Source organism: Sphingobium sp. FW305-3-2-15-F-TSA7, assembly GCF_058787155.1.
In genome coordinates this window covers 24,769-42,013 of record NZ_JBYSZM010000019.1, presented here as the reverse complement: position 1 = coordinate 42,013, position 17,245 = coordinate 24,769, and the positions used below count along the sequence as shown (strand labels likewise).

Sequence of the window (17,245 nt, the reverse complement as noted above, 5' to 3'; positions counted from 1 at the left end):
ATATGATTCGTATATGTATCATATATCCTTGCTGGACGGCAAATCCTGTCCGACACCGCATCAGGATCGCGGCAGCGCCGCGAGACGCTGCCTGGCATCTTCGTTCGCCGGATCGAGCTCAAGCACACGACGATAGGCGCCGGCTGCCGCGGGCAGATCGCCGGTGATGTGATAGGCTTGGGCCAGACTGTCATGGGCATTGACGCTGTTCGGAAATTTCGCGGCGATGAATATGAAGAGGTTGAGCGCGTCGCGCGCCCGTCCCGTACTGAGCAGGCGATATCCCCAGTCGTTCAGCTCCATTTCCGACCATGCCAACCCCGGATCGCGCGCCTCGATCGCCGCGGCAGCGGTGGCAATCGCGGCATAACCCTGCTCGTCGAGCGCGATGCGCAGCGCGGGCACGCCCGACAAGACGAGCCCCGGCGCGAACGCTGCCGCCACCCTGTCGACCATGTCCTCGGGATAGGCGCCGTTGAGATTGGTGAGGATGACGACGCCGACGCGATGTTCGGGATAATGGAAGATCGCGGCCCTCCCGCCCCCGGTCATGCCCACTGCGCGCGCCGCGCCGCGTGAAAAGACCTGCCAGCCAAGCCCCCATTGTCCGGCCGTGCCGCTGGTGAAGGGGACCGGCGTCCACATCGCCGCGCGGCTGGCGGAAGACAGCAATGCGCCGCCATCGAGCGCGATCAGCCACGCCGCCAGATCCGCCGCGCTGCCGTTGAGCCCCGACGAAGCACGGCGGAACGGCAGGAAGCGCTCCGACGTCGCCTTCATCGTGCGGGGCGCATCCGGTGCGGCCGCGCTATAGCCGTTGATGAAGGGCCCCGGCAACGCCCAGCGATAGGTCGGCGCCTTATGAGGGATCACGTCATAGGCATCGCCATAGGCGGTATGCGCCATGCCGGCGATGCGGAGCTGCTCCTCCGCCAGCGGCGCATCGGGTGCGCGTTTCTCCAGCGCGTTCAGCACGCGCTGAATCAGCGTGTAATTGGTCTGGCAATAGTGGAAGCGCGTGCCCGGCGCGAAGCCGACCGGCCGCTGCCGCACCCAATCCCATGCGGCGGCGGCGTCGGTCTCGACCGTCGGCGCGCGCATCACGTCGGGCAGGCCCGACATGTGGCTGAGCAATTGCCGGATGGTGACCGCCCGCCATGCCTCGGGCAGATCGTCCAGATAGCGACCGACCGGCGCCCCGAGATCGAGCCCGCCACGTTCGACCTGCCGCATGGCCGCAACCCCGGTGAACGCCTTGGTGATCGAATTGATCGCGAACACCGTGTCGGCGCGGACAGGCTGGTCGAACTCGACGCTGGCGATGCCGTAATCGCGCGCGAAGACGATCCGGCCGTCGCGCACCACCGCCACAGCCATGCCGGGAATGCGCAGCGCCCGCATCCGCGTGCGAAGATAAAGATCGACCGAATCCACCGACGATGCCGCACCAGCATGCACTGGCGCGGCGGCGGCGAAGAGCCCGGCAAGACCGACCATCCCCAGATACCCACGGCGGCTGCAGGTCCAGCTCGTTGAATTCATCGCGATCTCCGCCATGCATACGCTACATCCGATCCCCGACCTGCCCGGATCCGGATAGCATCGACGACTGACTACATCTGTAATCAATCACCGACACGCGGGGCAATCGGAAATCAAATTTCAGCGACACAGGCCAGGAGGGGCGACGAACGAAGCCTCCCGATCAAGGCGATGCAGGATCGCGACCTATTTGAACGCAAGCGTCGCCCGAGCGTAATAATAGCCGCCATTGACGCCGAAGGCGGAGAAGTTCGGATAGACCTCGACCGCCGGGCTGCCGGCGAGCGCCGCGACACGCAGGCCGGCTTCGTTGACGCGTTTCGGACGGATGTCGAACAGGTTGTTGGCGCCGATGCTCAGCGTCAGCGCGTCGCCGAAGCGATGCGCGATATCCAGATCGGTGATGAAGGCGCTGCCCGTCCGGTCGAGATAATAATTGCCGTCGCCCGGATCGGCATAGCGCGACGCATTGCCGTAAAGACTTTCCTTGAGCGCCACCGTCCAGGGTCCGTTGGTGTACACGCCCGCGAGGATGATCTTGTAGCGGGGCGACGCAGTCTCCAGCGTCGACAGCGCGACCTTGTCGAACAGGCTCTGCCCCGACGCGGCAAGTTCGGCCGGCGTCGCGCGGATCGCAGTCACCTTGGTCCGGCTGTAATTGGCGGCCAGCGACCAGTCGATCCTGCCCGCATCGCCCAGGCCAGTGGCGAAGTTCAACACCATGTCGATGCCGCGAGTACGGGTATCGATGCCGTTGGAGAACAGGTTGATGCCCGAGAAAGGCACATTCTCCAGCACATTGCCATTGGCAACGATCGCCGCATTCACAGCCTGCGAGCGCACCACGCCAGCATAGGTGCCGTACAGCGTGCCGCTGCCGACGACGCGATCGCGAATCCCGATCTGATAGGCATCGATGGTCAGCGTTGCGCGCGGCGACAGCGATGCGACGACGCCCAGGCTGAAATTGGTCGAATGTTCGGGCGAAAGCGGCGCGATACCGATCAGCCGCGCAGCAGCCGCATTGGGCGGAAGCTGGACAAAGGCGGAATTGGGCTGGACGTTGGTCGCCGAATAATAGGCCTCGGCCAGCGTCGGCGCCCTGAAGCCGGTGCTGGCAGTGCCGCGCAGCGCGAACGACGGCGAAACCGCATAGCGCCCGCTGACCTTGCCCACCAATGTCTCTCCGAAATCGGAGAAATGCTCCAGCCGGCCGGCAAGGTTGAGCGTCAGTTCGGGCAGCGGCACGAACGATGCCTCGGCATAGAGCGCGGCATTGCGGCGGCTGTGGCTGCCGGCATCGGTCAGCGAGAATCCCGGAAAGGATTGCGATCCCGCCTTGTAACGCGATGCAGGATCGCCTTCGCGCAATTCATAGGTTTCGCGCCGCAGTTCGGCACCCAGGGCCAGATCGACGGGCTGGCCGAACCCGAGATCGAGCTTATGGCGAAGGTCGAGATTCGTCGTCCATTGGGTGGCCTTGAACGCGCCGGCGTTGAAGTCGGTCGGGGTCGCACCCGTATCGTTGAACAGATCGATATTCGCCGAACCCGTCACCGCGACGCGATTGTCGTTGATGCCGTAAGTGCTGCTGAGATCCCAGGCCCAGCCCGCCAGATCGCCGCGGACGCCGATGGTGGCGGAGATGTCCTGGGTCTTCAGACGATCGACCGGACTGAACCCCATCGGATAGATTTGCGGCAGTCGCGTCGGCAGTCGGAAATTGGCCCAGCCGCCGGCTTTCTTGTGACCATAGGTGCCGAATCCGTAAAGCTCGACATCGGGCGAGATGCGATAGCCCGCATTGATGCCCAGCAGGTGCAGCGTGTAGCGCGCATCGCCGAACACCCGGTTGAGATAGGGATAACCCGGCAAATTGCGCCATTCGGGATGCTGGCCCGATGCGATCGCCTGCTCGACGCGGGCATCCGGGCCGCCGGCATTGCTATAGTCATGGAAACGGCTCTCGGCCGTCAGATTGACGAACCCCTCGCTGCCGAGCGCAAAGCCGAAATTGGCCGATGCGCCGATCGTCTCGCCATCGCCCTGGAAATATTGCCCGGCATGGACGCTCGCCTTCCCGCCCGACGCGTCGTCGTTCAGGATGATGTTGATCACGCCGGCGATCGCGTCGGACCCATATTCCGCAGCGGCGCCATCGAGCAGCACTTCGACGCGGCCGACGCCGGCCATCGGTATGAAAGTGAGATCGGGCGCAGCGCCACCCTGGAATGCGCTGGACAAGACCGACAGGTTCGCAGTGCCGTGCCGGCGCTTGCCATTGACCAGGATCAGCGTGTGGTTGGGCGATACGCCGCGCAGCCGCGCGGCCAGCGTCTCGTTGGCGAGATCGTTGCCGACCGCCTGGGTGTTGAACGAGGCGAGCGTGGTCGAAAGCGCGCTCATGAGGCTGGGCGAGCCGGCACGCGCCAGCGTGGCGGCATCGAGCACCTGTACCGGCGCAGGGCTGTCGATCGCGCGCAGCCCCGTGGCACGCGTTCCGGTGACGATGATCGGGCTTTCCGAAACCTCGTCCTGGCCGAACGCAGGTTGCGCCGATCCGAGCACCGCCAGCGCGGCACCCCAAATATAGTTCTTCATTCATCCCCCCGGCGCGACCGACGACGACAATATCGATCGGAGGGCGACGCGTAACGCATCAGCCTTTACCAAGTGTTTCCGATCCTCGCTTTGACGAGCGGTCGTGGATATTCACTCGATGGAACGCGCCGCATATCTCGCCTATCATCGTTGCCGTCACGATATCCGCTAGGCAGGAGTGATCGACATGGTGCATCTCATCGCTCCTTCCAAAAGGCTCTTGCGGCTGATGCTCTGGGCGTGGCTCGCGGTCGTGGCGCAAGGCGCGGCGGCGGCGCAACCCATGAAGCATGTCGTCCTCATCGGTGGCAGCGAAAGCCATGCGCCGGGCGAGCATGCCCATCCCGACGGCGTCCGTATCCTTGCCGCGCTGCTCAAGACTTCGCCCGATGTCATGGACTCAGGTGGACGGATCGTCGTCGACGCCTATCCCGATGGCTGGCCGGCCGATCCTGCGATATTGGAGCGCGCATCGACGATCATCTGGTATTTCGACGGGCTGGAGAAGCATCCGCTGCTCGATCCGGCGCGACGCAAGCAGTTCGAACGTCTGATGAAGAAGGGCGTCGGGCTGGTCACTCTGCATCAATCATCGACATTGCCGCCCACCGACAGTTCGATCCCCCTGCCCGCGTGGCTTGGCGCCGCACGCTACGGCATGTTCAACCGCACCGACGAACAGGCCGATTTCACGCCTTCGCCCCACACGACCATGCGGGGCGTGCGGCCGTTTCGATATAAGGACGAATTCTATCCCACGCTGACATTCGATCGGGGCCGAGGGCGTATGACCCCTGTACTGAGCGGCGCGCTGGGCATCCAGTTCCAGGCGGGGCGGACCGTCACCATCGCCCCCGAAGCCAGGCCGGTCGCCTGGGCAAATGAACGCGCCGGCGGCGGCCGCGCCTTCCTGTTTACCGGCGTGCATTATCTCCGCGCCTTCGACGAGCCGAACGTGCGCACGATGCTGCTCAACGCCATTTTCTGGACCGCCGGCATGGCGGTACCGAAGGACGGAGTCCGATCGATTTCTCCGGTGGATGCGATGCGGGATACCCCATGATGTCATTCCCGCTCACGCGGGAATGACATAGGGGCACCTCCTGGATCCTACCGCCCAGCCCGGCTCTTGTCCCGCGCCGCACGGAATTCGTCGCCTACCACCCAATTCGGCCAGGCAGTGCTTTCCGCCAGTTCGCGGCCGATCGCATAATAGAGGCGCAGGTCAGATGTCACGCCGGCCCAGTCCCAGGACGGATCATATTCGTCCTTGGGCCCGTGATAGCGGTGCTCCTCATAATCCTTCGCCGCGGCCGTTCCCGCCGCGGTGCCGCCTGCGACCAGATCGTTGCCCCCCTCGAAATAGAGCATCGGCACGCCCTGTTTCGCGAGGCTGAAATGGTCGGAACGATAATAGAAGCCCTTTTCCGGAGTCGGCTCCTGCGTGGCGACGCGGCCTTCCGCCGCCAGCGCACGATCGAGCAAGGCGTCGAGTTCGGACTTGCCCTTGCCGATCACGACGACGTTCTTCGCCGCCCCCGCCACGCTGAGCGCATCCATATTGACGCCCGCGACGGTGTTGGCGAGCGGCAGCACCGGGTTCTCGCCATAATATTTGGAACCGAGCAGTCCCGATTCCTCGGCAGTGACTGCGAGGAAGGCGATGCTGCGATCGGGGGCACCGGCCTTGGCATGCGCCTCCGCGAGCGCGACCAGCGCGGCGGTGCCCGTGGCGTTGTCGACCGCACCGTTGCAGATATCGTCGCCGTCGGGCGCAGGCTTGCAGCGGCCGAGATGATCCCAGTGCGCGGTGTAGAGCACATAATCGTCGGGCCGCGACTTGCCGGGCAATACCGCGATGAAATTCTTCGACGCATGCTTGCGCAGCGTATTGTCGAACGAGACCGAGGCTTTCACGCCAAGCGCCACCGGCTTGAAGCCAGGCTGTTTCGCGGCGGCGGTGAGGGCGACCAGGTCCTGTCCCGCGCTCGCCATCAGCGCCTTCGCCTTGTCGTTGCTGATCCAGCCCACCGCAGGGGCCGCGTTCATATTGCCGTTGGGTGCGTCCGCGACCTGCTGCGCGCCCGTCCAGCTCGACTGGACGACGTTCCAGCCATAGGCGGCGGGCACGGTATCGTGGACGATGATCGCGGCGGCGGCGCCCTGGCGCGCGGCTTCCTCGAACTTGTATGTCCAGCGGCCATAATAAGTCATGGCGCGGCCGCCGAACGGCCCGTCCAGCCCCGGCGTCTCATAATCGGGATCGTTGACGAGGATGATGACGGTCTTCCCCTTCACGTCCACCCCGGCATAGTCGTTCCAGTTCTTTTCCGGCGCGTTGATGCCATAGCCGACAAAGACGACGGGGCTGTCCTTCACCGCGATGCGCGGGACGACGCGATAGGTGCCGATCACCATTTCCGGACCATAGGCCGCGGATACCGGCGTCTTTCCGCCTGTGAACGACAAGGCGGAGACGTTCTTCGCGGTGATCTCGACCAGCGGCACATCCTGCAGCCAGCTGCCCTTATTGCCGGGCTTGAGGCCGAGTTTCGCGAATTCGGCGGTCAGCAGCGCCAACGTCTTCTCCTCCCCCGCCGAACCCGGCGCCCGCCCCTCATAGGCATCGGAGGACAATTCCTTGGTGACGCGCTTCATCGTCTCGATCGGAATGTCCGGCTTCGACGATTGGGCCGCGACCGGTGCGGCGGTGAGAAAGGCGATGACGGCGGCGCTGGCGAGAAGGCGCATGAGGAGGACTCCGCTGAACTGGATCGAGACAGCGGGGTAGCGAGGCCGACGGGGGCTAAGCAAATGAAAACGGCGGTGCGCGTTTCTTGCGAACCTTCCCGGCAAGAGCCATGCTGCTGACATGAAAGTCCATGCAATTTTCCCAATGCTCGATCTTTACGAGCTTGGCGAAGCCGACGATCGCGTACGCGAATGTATTTCGGTGATCGCGAACCTCGTGACCGACTGCCTCCGACGTGACGGGGATGAATTCCATTATACCGTGGATTGGCGCGATCCGGGGACCACATTGGAGGATGCGACATCCCATTTGGATAGCGCGGAACCGCATATCGTCCAGTTGAATACGGTCGAAGCATTGCGAGACCGCGTGCGGGCTTCGGTCGATCCCTTCAATCCGACGGGCACCATTATAAGATCAATAGCAACATGCCGAGCCGTCGCCTTTGGTTATGATGGGCAGGCATTCATATGCCTGCGCCACGAAGATACACCGCCGGCGTCGTCCGCTCCGTCGCTCGTAACGATCGAGGAGCAATCGGACATCCTCCTCAATTTCGATTATTTCGATGGATTGTTGCCACATTCCGATGCGGATCCGGTTCCGTAGACCAGCTTTCAGAAAAGCACGGCCGGCGCCAGATTCGGGGATTAGGGGCGATCCGGCTGGAGAGAATCGATGCTTGCGGGTTCATACCATTGCGGAGGTGCGCACTGGACACTGAAGGGCGATCCAGGCCCCGCCACCGCATGCAACTGCACGCTGTGCCGGCGCTATGGTGCGCTCTGGGCCTATGACTATGAGGGCGAACGCATCCGCATCTTCGGGCAGAGCGCATCCTATACGCGCGCTGGAAAGGACGATCCGTCGCTCGAAATCCGTTTCTGCCCGTCATGCGCGGGCGTGATCTGCTGGCGCAGCCTTCGCCCTGAAGCAGACCGCCGGCGCCGCATCGCCGTCAACCTCCGCCTCGCCCCGCCCGAGGCGGTTGCCGCGCTGCCGATCGACCATTTCGACGGCCTGGACAGTTTCGACGACCTGCCCGGAGACGGCCGATGCGTTCGTGACCTGTGGTTCTAGGGGCCGCAACTTTCAGTAGCGGATCTTGCGGCCGCGCAGGCAATTCTGTCTTGATCGGCCGCGCTTCCCGGGGATCATGCGATTATGGACGGACATGTTCGCCTTCAGGACTGGTGGAGCAGAACCAGGGCCGGAATCACGACGGCGTCAGTGGCCGAAAGTCTGATCGTAGAGATCGAGGCGCGTTATTGCCTGACGATACCGCGCGAGTTTCGAGACTATCTCACCCATTCCTGCCCCGTCGGACTGGGGTGGGACCAAGAAGATGGCATCTGGTGGGATATCGACCGGATCAGGAATATTCCCGACGAATATGAACATGAAATTCCGCCGTGGATTCCCGATGGTGGGCGGAAATTCCTGTTCTTCATGGATTATTGCATCTGGTGCTGGGCATGGGCAATTTCCTGCGCCGACGATGAAAGCCGCGGGAAAATCGTCGTGATCCGCGGTTCTCCGGAAAGGTTCGTCGCGGACAGCTTCTCGCAATTTGTCGACCGCTACACCACCGACTGGGTTTCGGTCATCTAGAGCGATTTGCAGTTCGATGGAATCATCGAACGACTCGAAAATCGCGGTAAAACAAACATCTAGAGCAGGCGATCCGCCTCCGTCGGATCACAGCCTGCTCTAGGCTCAAGATCCTGTCGAAGCTCCTGACGCGATGGTGGTCGATCAATCCAATGGCGGCGCTGGAAGGCGTTGCCGCGAGAGATTTGATCTTGCTGTCTCGAAGACATGCGATGAAGCTTGAACAGCATGATTTTCACCGAGCCTCGCGACCCCAGATTCATCACTCTCCGTCGCGGCGGCACCCTGAGCGACGTCAACCATCGCCTCCTTGCGGCATGGGCCGCAACTTGCGCCTCGCACGTCCTCCATCTCTTCGAAGAGGCATTGCCGGGCGATGATCGCGTACGACACGCGCTTGAACAGAATCGCGCATGGGTTCGAGGGGAAGTCACCATGCGCCAGGCCCTGAGGGTTGCCCATGCGAGGGCTGCTGCCAGAGACGTCACAGGCGCGGCAAAATTCGCTGCTTATGCGGCCGCCCAGGCAGTCGCAGTCGCCCATGTGGCTGCTCATGAACTGGGCGCGGCAGCCTATGCGATCAGAGCTGTCAGAGCGGCGGTCGATGAGGGAAAGCGCGAACAGGCAGGTCGTCGCGAATGCCGATGGCAACGCGAACAGCTTCCGGACGAAATCCGGGCGCTGGTGCTTGATGACCAGCGGTTGCGGAACCATGTATGTTGGTTCGTGTTCGACTGTTGACCGGTACGGGACGACGCCATTCCGGAATGCCCGGCATTACACCGCCGCTAAATATCCCTCGGCCAATTGCAGGCGCTCGATATCACGTCGCGGCGGCGCGCCGAACAGGCGGCGATACTCCCGGCTGAATTGCGACTGGCTGTCATAGCCGACCGCGAAGCCCGCCGTCCCCGCGCTCGCGCCCTGCGCCAGCATCAGCCGCCGCGCTTCCTGCAGGCGAAGCTGCTTCTGATATTCCAGCGGCGTCATCCGCGTGACCGCCTTGAAATGCGCCTGAAGCGACGACGGGCTCATGCCCGCAGCCGCTGCGATTTCGGCGATGCGGATCTGTTCGTGGAAACCGCCGCGAATCTTCGCGATGGCGCGGCTGATCTGACTCAGATGGCTGTCCGCAACCGCCATGTTGCGCAGCGTCGGACCGTGCGGACCGATCAGCAGCCGGTACAGGATCTCGCGCTCGATCAGCGGTGCCAGCGTCGATATGGCCTCGGGCTGTGACAACAGTTTCACCAGCCGGCAGACGGCATCGACCAGATCGGGATCGCTCGGATAGACCGCCAGCGCCGGCATTTCCGCTGTCCGCGACGAGGTACCGCCCGTGGCGAGAATAAGGTCGACGAGCGCCGACTGATCGAAGTCGATCTTGCAGCAGAGATAGGGTTCTTCCGGACTCGCATCGATGACATGCCCGACCAGCGGCAGATCGACCGACACCAGCAGATAGCGCGCCGCGTCATAGATCACGCTATGCTCGCCAAGCGACACTCGCTTCGATCCCTGGGCGATCAGGCAAAGCGATGCTTCATAGACCGACGGCACCGGCTCGGTAGGGCGATCCGCGCGGATCAGTGACAACCGGGGCACGGCCGTTCCAGCCATACCGGATTCCGGTGAGTACTGCGCAATGAGCGCGGCCAGTTTCGAAATGCTGTCCATACAGCCTGTTCTCATGAAGCACCGACAACGACAAGCCGCCGACGCCAGATTTGGAGGATCGTGCAAATGGCTCGGGCGATCGCTCTAACGCTTCCGGCCCTGCCCGCTGCATCAGGAGCCATGCCCAGCAAGAAGGAGCGAGCATCATGACCGTAACCGACAAAACCATCCTCATCACCGGCGCATCGAGCGGGATCGGCGAAGCGACCGTCCGCGAACTGGCCGGGGCCGGCGCACGGCTTTTCATCGGCGCGCGCCGCGCCGACCGGCTGAAGGCGCTGGCTGAAGAATTGGGGCCACAGGTCGCCTGGCGCGAACTCGACGTGACCGACGGCGCCAGCTTCGATGCTTTTGTCGCGGCGGCCGAAGCCCGGTTCGGCCGCATCGACGCGCTGATCAACAATGCGGGCATCATGCCCCTGTCGCCCCTCGCCGCGTTGAAGCGTGACGAATGGACCAGGATGATCGACGTCAACATCCATGGCGTGCTCAACGGCATCGCCGCGGTGCTCCCACGCTTCGTCGCGCAGGGCGGCGGCCATATCGTCAACGTCGCGTCGGTGGGCGCGCATATCGTCGTGCCGACGGGCGCGGTCTATTGCGCGACCAAATATGCGGTCTGGGCGATCACCGAGGGACTCCGCCAGGAGCATGACGAGATCCGCGCGACGATCATCGCCCCCGGCGTCGTCGATACCGAACTGGGCAACGACATCTCCGATCCGGCGGTGGCGGCCAATCTCAGGCAGTGGCGCAAGAAGTCGCTGACGCCCGACGCGATTGCCCGTGCGATCCGCTATGCGCTCGAGCAGCCCGAGGGCGTCGACGTCAATGAGATCATCGTTCGTCCCACCGCAGCCGACATGTAGTCGGGCCGCCAACCCCCACCGCGTCGCTCCGGTGCCGGTGGGGGCTCTTGCCCATGGCGACTTCGCCGCGACCGTCATGTTGCGGCAATCCTTCCCGCCGATTGCGGTGCGACGGGACAGTGAGCCCCGAGCTGCGTAAGGGCGATCCGATGACCACCCACCGCCCGAACCATCTCACCGCACCCGCCATCGCTTTCGCCATCACCGCGACGCTGTTGGGGGCCTCGCCCGCTCCGGCCGGCCCCGCCGCGATCGAGGGAGTCTGGAGCAGCGTCGTCGCCGAAAACACCGCCACCCCCATCGATGTGAGCATCGCCCATGACGCCCGGGGATGGCGCGCGACGAAGGGGGCAGTCGTACGGCGCCCCACAGCGGATACGGCCGACTATCTCGACTTTCCATTCGCGGACGGCACGCTCCGCCTGTCGCCGACACCAGCGGCCGCGCCCCGCGCTTACTGGATCCAGCCGAAACGGGCGCCCGATATCGACTATCCTTTCGTCACGCCGATGACATTGACCCAAGCGGGAAAAGGCCGCTGGCGCGCCGCAGCGATGCCGCTTGCCCGCAACACCGACCTGCACCTGTCGATCTCCGCCAGCGCCGATGGCGCAAAACAGGCGTTCATCCGCGAATCCGGCAGAAATTATGGCGGAGGACGCCGTTTCCGCGTCACCCTGACGGCCAACGAGGTGACGCTTGTCGATCAGCGTGACGAGACGCAGATCCTGCGCGGAACGGTGCACGGAAACCGGCTCGACCTAGCCATTCCCCAACTCGGGCGCGTGATCCCGCTGCGGAGATCGGCGGCAAGCGCAGTTCGTTTCTGGGCAAGGCCGCCAGCGGAACCGCAATATCGCTACCGCGCGCCCCGCGACCGGGGAGATGGCTGGCCGGTCGCGGCGGCCATGGCCGTCGGCGTTGCACCGGCGCCGCTTGAGGCACTGGTGCGACACATCGCGGCCGAGCAACCCGCGCCGTCCTCGCCCGCCATCCATTCGGTGATGGTCGCGCATCGCGGCACGCTCGTGCTCGAGGAATATTTCCACGGTTTCGACGGCGAGCCCCATGACGTCCGCTCGGCAGGCAAGACGCTGACGACGACGATCGTTGGCGCAGCCATCGGACAGGGCGTGGCGATCACTCCCGACGCGCCGGTCTATCCGGCCTTTGCGCGGCGCTATCCCGGCCTGACCCCCGATCCGCTCGCCGCGCGCCTTACCCTGGGCGATCTCATGTCGATGCGTTCGGGCTATGCATGCGACGACGATGATCCGGCCATGCCCGGAAACGAGGACGTCATCAGCGAAACCGGCGGCGATATCGATGCGCGCATCCTGCGCCTGCCGTCGGTGACACCTGCGGGTGAGGGGTTCGCGGTCTATTGCAGCATCGACATCCATCTGGCGGGCGCAATGACGGCGATGGTCGCTGGCCGGTGGCTGCCCGACATGTTCGATCGCTGGATCGCCCGACCGCTCGATTTTCGCGACTATCACTGGAACCTCACTCCGACAGGCGAAGGCTATGGCGGCGGCGGCGCCTATGTCCGCCCGCGCGACCTGCTGAAGATCGGTCAGCTCCATCTCTCCGGGGGGATCTGGAACGGACGACGCGTACTTCCCGCCACCTGGGTCAGCGAGGCGACCCGGCAGCTCACGGTCTATGCTCCGCCGCCGCCCGTCGGATCCCAACCGCCAAATGCCGGCGATGTTCACGGCTATGGCTATGGCTGGCATCGCTACCTGCTCGAAACCGAAACCCGGCGCTATGAGGCTTATGCGGCGACGGGCAATGGCGGCCAGCTGGTGGTGGTGGTCCCTTCGCTCGATCTGGTGGTCGGCTTTTCCGGTGGCAGCTATAATGCCTACCGGACCTGGGTTCAGTGGATGAAAATCCTGATCCCCAAATATATCATTCCGGCCGTTCCGGTGGTGGCGATGCCACCGGCACAAACGCCGGGTTGAAACAGCTTAGCCCTTATCACTCGAGCGCGAGTGCGGCGTGGACGATGTAACGACGACCATTGGGGCGATCGAGATGGGCGTAGCGATCGAACAGCGCGATCAGTTCGCGGGCAAGAGCGCGGGCATCGTCGGGGGCAAGAGTGCAACGATGCCAGAGGTCGGTTGCGCCCCGCACCGCGCCCTCCGCCGAAACGATCCGCATCCTGGGACCGCGGTCGTGATGATAGAGGACGCCGCTATAGGATCCGGCGAAGCTGCGTTCGAGTGCAGCCTGAAGCTGCACCGTCCGGTCCTGGCGTGGCAGTGGCCCGGTAAGATGTGCGGGCACGAAGAAGCTTTTTGCGGTCGCGCGATAATATCGGATCGCCCGCCCCGCGCGCGGCATTTCGCGCTCCACCGTCGCCAGGCCCAGCGCGACCAGGCGGTTGAGGTGATAGCTGAGCAGGCTCAGCCGCGTATCCGTCAGCGCCGCGAGTTCGGCCGGCGAGCGTGCACGGTCGATCAGCGCGAGCAGGATAAGCCGCGAGCGCTCATTGGCGAAAATCCTCGCCGCCGCCTCGTTCCGGATTTCGGTCTGCTCGTGCATCGCCGCCTCCATATTTCACAGCTCATATTCAATATCCCCTCTTTGTTTTGAAGTTGAGCCTGGATTGCAATGCCCCGACACCAAGCGGGAGGATGGAATGCGTCGAACGATGTTGATGGCGGTCGCGCTGGCGGGTGCGGCGACAGGTGCACTCGCGATCGGGCCGGCGGCAGCGACCGGTGATACGCCCATCGCCACGTGCTTGGCCGCGCGCGCGAACGCGGCGGAGCTGAGCGGCGTGGCGCTGGTGGTGCGTGGCGGTGTCAGCACGGTCTTCGCGCGCGGCGAGGTCGCGGCACCGGGGAGTGCCCCGATCACTGCGGACACGCGCTTCAACATGGGATCGATGACCAAGATGTTCACCGCGATCGCGGTCGCGCAGCTGGTCGAGGCGGGCAAGATCGCGCTCGACGATCCGGTCGGCAAGCATGTGGACGGACTGACACCGGGCACGGCGGCGGTGACGGTGCGCCAGTTGCTGACGCATAGCGGCGGGCTCGGCTCGATCTTCCGGCCCGATACCGAAGCGGTGGTGGCCAATGCCCGCGCGACGCGCGATTACAAGCCGATCATCGCGGCCGAGACGCCGGCCTTCACGCCCGGATCGCAGCACCAATATTCCAATTCCGGCTTCGTCCTGCTCGGCCTCTTGGTGGAAGCGGTCAGCGGGCAGGATTATGCCGATTATCTCGACGCGCATATCTTCCGGCCGGCGGGAATGTCGGCGACCGGCCTGACGCTGGGCGACGCAGCCACGCGCGCGATGCCGATGACCCGGGGCATGGGCGAGCCGCGTCGGCTTCCACCGAATGGGCCCAATGGCTCAGGACCGACTGGACCGGGACAGACCGGCGTGGCGGGCCCGGGCGGGCCGGGACCAGCCATGATGCCGCCGCCCGGGAATGGCCCGCTCCGGCCGTCATTCACCATGGGCCGATACGCTTCGCCCGCCGGCGGCGCCTATGCCACGGCGGCGGACATGGCACACTTCTTCCAGGCGTTGTTGGCGGGCAAGCTGATCCGGCCGGACACGCTGCGCAGCGTCACCGGGCCGCAGATCGTCATGGCACCGGCGCGCGAGGGGCGACCGGCGATGCATTATGGCTTCGGCTTCGGCAATGGCAGCTTCGAGGGACATCGCTGGTTCGGCCATAATGGCGGCGCGCCGGGCGTGAATGCAGAGGGCGGCGCCTTTCCGGACGACGACACCATCATCGTGGTGATGAGCAACCGCGATCCCCCCGCTGCCGGCCGCCTGTACGGCGATCTGCGCCGCGTGGTGCTCGACGATGCGAAGCTGGCGAGCTGCGCCTGAGGGCGGCGTCCGCATCGTCAGCCTTCCTTCATCTTACTCCCGGCAATTTCGCTCTCCCGTCACCGGGGCGGGCTTGCCAGGGAGTTGCCGTCGATGACCCGATCGCCTTTCGCATTCACAACGCTCCTCGCTCTTTCCGCGTGCGGACAGGCGCAATATGATCCGCGCGGCGTGCGGCCGGAGGAGACGTTGCTCTCGGTCAGCGCGACCGGCCAGACCGACACCCGCCCCGACCAGGCGCAGTTCCAGGCGGGCATCAGCACATGGGACAAGAGCGCCCAGGCCGCGAGCGCGGCCAATCTGAAGAAGATCGAGGAGATCGTCGCAGCGCTCAGGCAGCTCGGCATCGCCGAAAAGGATATCCAGACGCGCGCACTGACCGTCCAGCGGATCGATTGGGGTGATCGCAAGGGTCAGTATCAGGCGAGCAACACCGTCAATGTGACGGTGCGCAAGATCGATGGCGCAGGGGCCGCGGTGACGGCGGTGACCAATGCCGGCGCCAATATCGTGAGCGGTCCCGATCTGCGCATGGCCGATCCCGAAAAGGCCGCGAACGCCGCCTATACTGCGGCCTACAAGGCGGCGCATGATCGCGCCCAGGCCTATGCCGGCGCGGCGGGCATGACGATCGCCCGCGTGCTGACGATCCGCGATTCCGGCGGAACGCAGGGCGATCGTTATCTGCCCGGCGCCGCGCCGCCGCGCGTCGCGATGGTGATGGAACAATCAGCCGCCGACGCCGGGAACGCGCGCCTGATGCCTGGCGAGACGACCAGCAGCGTGACAGTCCAGGTGGATTTCGCGCTCACGCGGAAATAGGCACGGGACCGCACAGCTTGCAGCGCAATACCGCGCACCCTCACGATGCCGCTAATTTACAACGCCTAGTTCATATTCTAGCCATAGAATATGAACAGCGAACTCACCGCCGGCGAACTCGCTATTCTTACATTGCTCGCTGAGTCGCCCCGACACGGATATGAGATCGAAGCGCTGATTGAGGCGCGCAATATGCGCGAATGGGTCAATGTCGCTTTCTCCTCAATCTATTATTTGCTCGGCCGCCTCGAGAAGCGTGGCCTCGCTGCTTCCTCACCGACCGGAGGGAGCCCACGTACGCGCCGGCCGTTTTCGATTACCGCGACTGGCCAACAGATACTGCTCGAAGAGGCGATCCGGACGATCGTCGAGCCAAGGCGGGCGTCCACCGATGTTCTGATCGGGATTGCCAATTGGCCGATGCTGGACGGCGGAGAAGGCCAAAAGGCGCTGGATGCCCGTATGCGAAAGTTAGAGGCGGAGCGCGCGAGGCTGCAAGCCGCGCGCAGCGCAGCGCAAGCGCCCGATTTCGTCTCGGTGATGTTCGATTACGCGCTGGGACAAATTCAGGCCGATCTCGATTGGACGGCGGAAACCAGGATCAGATTGGGGAGTCATAAAGTGAAGGTCGATCTGAAGAAGGAATTCAAGGCGCTGTTCAGCGCGCCATATGACAGGTTCGTGGAGATAACCGTTCCGCCGATGAATTTCGTGAAAGTCGACGGCGCGGGCGACCCCAACGAGGCCACGGCCTATCGATCGGCGGTCGAATGGCTCTACGGCGTCAGCTACGCCATGAAGTTCGCGGCCAAGGCGGTGTTCCAGCGCGACTATGTCGTCCCGCCGCTCGAAGCGCTGTGGTGGGCGGACGATCCCGAAAGTTTCGTGCGACGCGACAAGCATGACTGGCATTGGACCGTGATGATCATGGTCCCGAGCTTCGTGCCGCCGGAATTTTTCGACGATGCGATGAAGAAGGCCGCAGCCAAGCTCGGGCAGCCGCCGGCGAGCTTGCGCTTCGAAGCCCATGAGGAAGGCTTGTCGCTACAGATCCTGCATATCGGCAGCTATGACGACGAAGGCCCGATCCTGGAACGACTCCACAAGACGGTCATGCCGGAGCGGAACGTGACGTTCAACGGCGCACATCACGAAATCTATCTCGGCGATCCGAGGAAGAGGGAGCCATCGAAGCTGAAGACGATCCTGCGTCAGCCGATCAAGCCGCGGTAGAGTCGGCTTCGGGCGGGCCGGCAATCATACTGGCATCTCCAGCATCGGCGACCATTCTTTACTCAAATGGTGGATATTGCGGACGCTATTGCATGGGCCATGACAACGCTGCTTTTCATCGGTGAACTTATCGCTATGCAACGCTCGTCATCTTCGGAATTCTCGTGCCGACCGTTTACAGCAATCTTACGGACTCGATTGCCGGTCCAAAAAACTGCATCCAGACATTGTCCGCGCGCACCGCTCCAACCCGTCTGCCTCGATCTTGAA

The 17,245-nt window shown here is 64.0% G+C and carries 15 protein-coding genes; 10 read left to right on the top strand and 5 right to left on the bottom strand.

What is annotated here, in order from left to right; translation table 11 throughout:
* Positions 1 to 60 precede the first annotated feature (60 nt).
* Both AC3WN8_RS15995 and AC3WN8_RS15990 read right to left on the bottom strand, forming a co-directional pair.
* Complete coding sequence (locus AC3WN8_RS15995; protein ID WP_492670448.1) at positions 61 to 1,542, bottom strand: serine hydrolase; 1,482 nt, start codon at positions 1,540 to 1,542, stop codon at positions 61 to 63.
* Between the two features lie 186 nt (positions 1,543 to 1,728).
* Positions 1,729 to 4,143 carry a TonB-dependent receptor plug domain-containing protein gene (locus AC3WN8_RS15990; RefSeq protein WP_492670447.1) on the bottom strand — a complete coding sequence of 805 codons (2,415 nt, stop codon included), beginning with the start codon at positions 4,141 to 4,143 and terminating at the stop codon, positions 1,729 to 1,731.
* Between the two features lie 187 nt (positions 4,144 to 4,330).
* Between AC3WN8_RS15990 and AC3WN8_RS15985 the strand changes: the two genes are divergently transcribed.
* Positions 4,331 to 5,206, top strand: coding sequence for a ThuA domain-containing protein (locus AC3WN8_RS15985; RefSeq protein WP_492670446.1), 876 nt, complete (start codon positions 4,331 to 4,333; stop codon positions 5,204 to 5,206).
* Positions 5,207 to 5,253: 47 nt separating this feature from the next.
* Here the strand turns inward: AC3WN8_RS15985 and AC3WN8_RS15980 are convergent, their stop codons facing one another.
* Positions 5,254 to 6,894: a M28 family peptidase gene (locus tag AC3WN8_RS15980; RefSeq protein ID WP_492670445.1), complete on the bottom strand. Its 1,641-nt coding sequence runs from the start codon at positions 6,892 to 6,894 to the stop codon at positions 5,254 to 5,256.
* Positions 6,895 to 7,015: 121 nt separating this feature from the next.
* Here AC3WN8_RS15980 and AC3WN8_RS15975 point away from each other — a divergent pair, with 121 nt between their 5' ends.
* The 4 genes from AC3WN8_RS15975 to AC3WN8_RS15960 all read left to right on the top strand — a co-directional run bounded on the left by AC3WN8_RS15975 (position 7,016) and on the right by AC3WN8_RS15960 (position 9,247).
* Positions 7,016 to 7,504: a hypothetical protein gene (locus AC3WN8_RS15975; RefSeq protein WP_492670444.1), complete on the top strand. Its 489-nt coding sequence runs from the start codon at positions 7,016 to 7,018 to the stop codon at positions 7,502 to 7,504.
* A 69-nt stretch (positions 7,505 to 7,573) separates the two neighbouring features.
* Entirely contained in the window at positions 7,574 to 7,975 is a 402-nt protein-coding gene (locus tag AC3WN8_RS15970) for a GFA family protein (protein ID WP_492670443.1), read from the top strand.
* Positions 7,976 to 8,125: 150 nt separating this feature from the next.
* Positions 8,126 to 8,506, top strand: a complete 381-nt coding sequence (locus AC3WN8_RS15965) for an SMI1/KNR4 family protein (RefSeq protein WP_492670442.1) — start codon at positions 8,126 to 8,128, stop codon at positions 8,504 to 8,506.
* A gap of 228 nt (positions 8,507 to 8,734) precedes the next feature.
* Positions 8,735 to 9,247: a putative immunity protein gene (locus AC3WN8_RS15960; protein WP_492670522.1), complete on the top strand. Its 513-nt coding sequence runs from the start codon at positions 8,735 to 8,737 to the stop codon at positions 9,245 to 9,247.
* Positions 9,248 to 9,283: 36 nt separating this feature from the next.
* On the opposite strand, the gene AC3WN8_RS15955 is transcribed toward AC3WN8_RS15960, so the two are convergent.
* A complete protein-coding gene (locus AC3WN8_RS15955) occupies positions 9,284 to 10,183 on the bottom strand; it encodes an AraC family transcriptional regulator (protein WP_492670441.1) in 900 nt (299 codons plus the stop codon).
* Between the two features lie 146 nt (positions 10,184 to 10,329).
* Here AC3WN8_RS15955 and AC3WN8_RS15950 point away from each other — a divergent pair, with 146 nt between their 5' ends.
* Both AC3WN8_RS15950 and AC3WN8_RS15945 read left to right on the top strand, forming a co-directional pair.
* A complete protein-coding gene (locus AC3WN8_RS15950; protein ID WP_492670440.1) occupies positions 10,330 to 11,052 on the top strand; it encodes an SDR family oxidoreductase in 723 nt (240 codons plus the stop codon).
* Between the two features lie 149 nt (positions 11,053 to 11,201).
* A complete protein-coding gene (locus AC3WN8_RS15945) occupies positions 11,202 to 13,019 on the top strand; it encodes a serine hydrolase domain-containing protein (protein ID WP_492670439.1) in 1,818 nt (605 codons plus the stop codon).
* A gap of 16 nt (positions 13,020 to 13,035) precedes the next feature.
* Here the strand turns inward: AC3WN8_RS15945 and AC3WN8_RS15940 are convergent, their stop codons facing one another.
* On the bottom strand, positions 13,036 to 13,605 hold the full coding sequence (locus AC3WN8_RS15940) for an ArsR family transcriptional regulator (RefSeq protein ID WP_492670438.1): 570 nt from the start codon (positions 13,603 to 13,605) through the stop codon (positions 13,036 to 13,038).
* Positions 13,606 to 13,702: 97 nt separating this feature from the next.
* Here AC3WN8_RS15940 and AC3WN8_RS15935 point away from each other — a divergent pair, with 97 nt between their 5' ends.
* From AC3WN8_RS15935 to AC3WN8_RS15925, 3 genes are all read left to right on the top strand, one after another.
* Positions 13,703 to 14,920, top strand: a complete 1,218-nt coding sequence (locus AC3WN8_RS15935; protein WP_492670437.1) for a serine hydrolase domain-containing protein — start codon at positions 13,703 to 13,705, stop codon at positions 14,918 to 14,920.
* Positions 14,921 to 15,013: 93 nt separating this feature from the next.
* Positions 15,014 to 15,742, top strand: coding sequence for an SIMPL domain-containing protein (locus AC3WN8_RS15930; protein ID WP_492670436.1), 729 nt, complete (start codon positions 15,014 to 15,016; stop codon positions 15,740 to 15,742).
* A gap of 90 nt (positions 15,743 to 15,832) precedes the next feature.
* Entirely contained in the window at positions 15,833 to 16,975 is a 1,143-nt protein-coding gene (locus AC3WN8_RS15925) for a GyrI-like domain-containing protein (protein ID WP_492670435.1), read from the top strand.
* The last annotated feature ends 270 nt before the right edge of the window (positions 16,976 to 17,245 follow it).

What these genes read in the sequence shown, in the direction of transcription:
- AC3WN8_RS15975 (WP_492670444.1), top strand. Translation starts at nt 7,016, where the DNA reads ATGAAAGTCCATGCAATTTTCCCAATGCTCGATCTTTACGAGCTTGGC.
- AC3WN8_RS15930 (WP_492670436.1), top strand. Translation starts at nt 15,014, where the DNA reads ATGACCCGATCGCCTTTCGCATTCACAACGCTCCTCGCTCTTTCCGCG.
- AC3WN8_RS15960 (WP_492670522.1), top strand. Translation starts at nt 8,735, where the DNA reads ATGATTTTCACCGAGCCTCGCGACCCCAGATTCATCACTCTCCGTCGC.
- AC3WN8_RS15970 (WP_492670443.1), top strand. Translation starts at nt 7,574, where the DNA reads ATGCTTGCGGGTTCATACCATTGCGGAGGTGCGCACTGGACACTGAAG.
- AC3WN8_RS15925 (WP_492670435.1), top strand. Translation starts at nt 15,833, where the DNA reads ATGAACAGCGAACTCACCGCCGGCGAACTCGCTATTCTTACATTGCTC.
- AC3WN8_RS15945 (WP_492670439.1), top strand. Translation starts at nt 11,202, where the DNA reads ATGACCACCCACCGCCCGAACCATCTCACCGCACCCGCCATCGCTTTC.
- AC3WN8_RS15995 (WP_492670448.1), bottom strand. Translation starts at nt 1,542, where the DNA reads ATGAATTCAACGAGCTGGACCTGCAGCCGCCGTGGGTATCTGGGGATG.
- AC3WN8_RS15935 (WP_492670437.1), top strand. Translation starts at nt 13,703, where the DNA reads ATGCGTCGAACGATGTTGATGGCGGTCGCGCTGGCGGGTGCGGCGACA.
- AC3WN8_RS15940 (WP_492670438.1), bottom strand. Translation starts at nt 13,605, where the DNA reads ATGCACGAGCAGACCGAAATCCGGAACGAGGCGGCGGCGAGGATTTTC.
- AC3WN8_RS15955 (WP_492670441.1), bottom strand. Translation starts at nt 10,183, where the DNA reads ATGGACAGCATTTCGAAACTGGCCGCGCTCATTGCGCAGTACTCACCG.
- AC3WN8_RS15950 (WP_492670440.1), top strand. Translation starts at nt 10,330, where the DNA reads ATGACCGTAACCGACAAAACCATCCTCATCACCGGCGCATCGAGCGGG.
- AC3WN8_RS15985 (WP_492670446.1), top strand. Translation starts at nt 4,331, where the DNA reads ATGGTGCATCTCATCGCTCCTTCCAAAAGGCTCTTGCGGCTGATGCTC.
- AC3WN8_RS15990 (WP_492670447.1), bottom strand. Translation starts at nt 4,143, where the DNA reads ATGAAGAACTATATTTGGGGTGCCGCGCTGGCGGTGCTCGGATCGGCG.
- AC3WN8_RS15980 (WP_492670445.1), bottom strand. Translation starts at nt 6,894, where the DNA reads ATGCGCCTTCTCGCCAGCGCCGCCGTCATCGCCTTTCTCACCGCCGCA.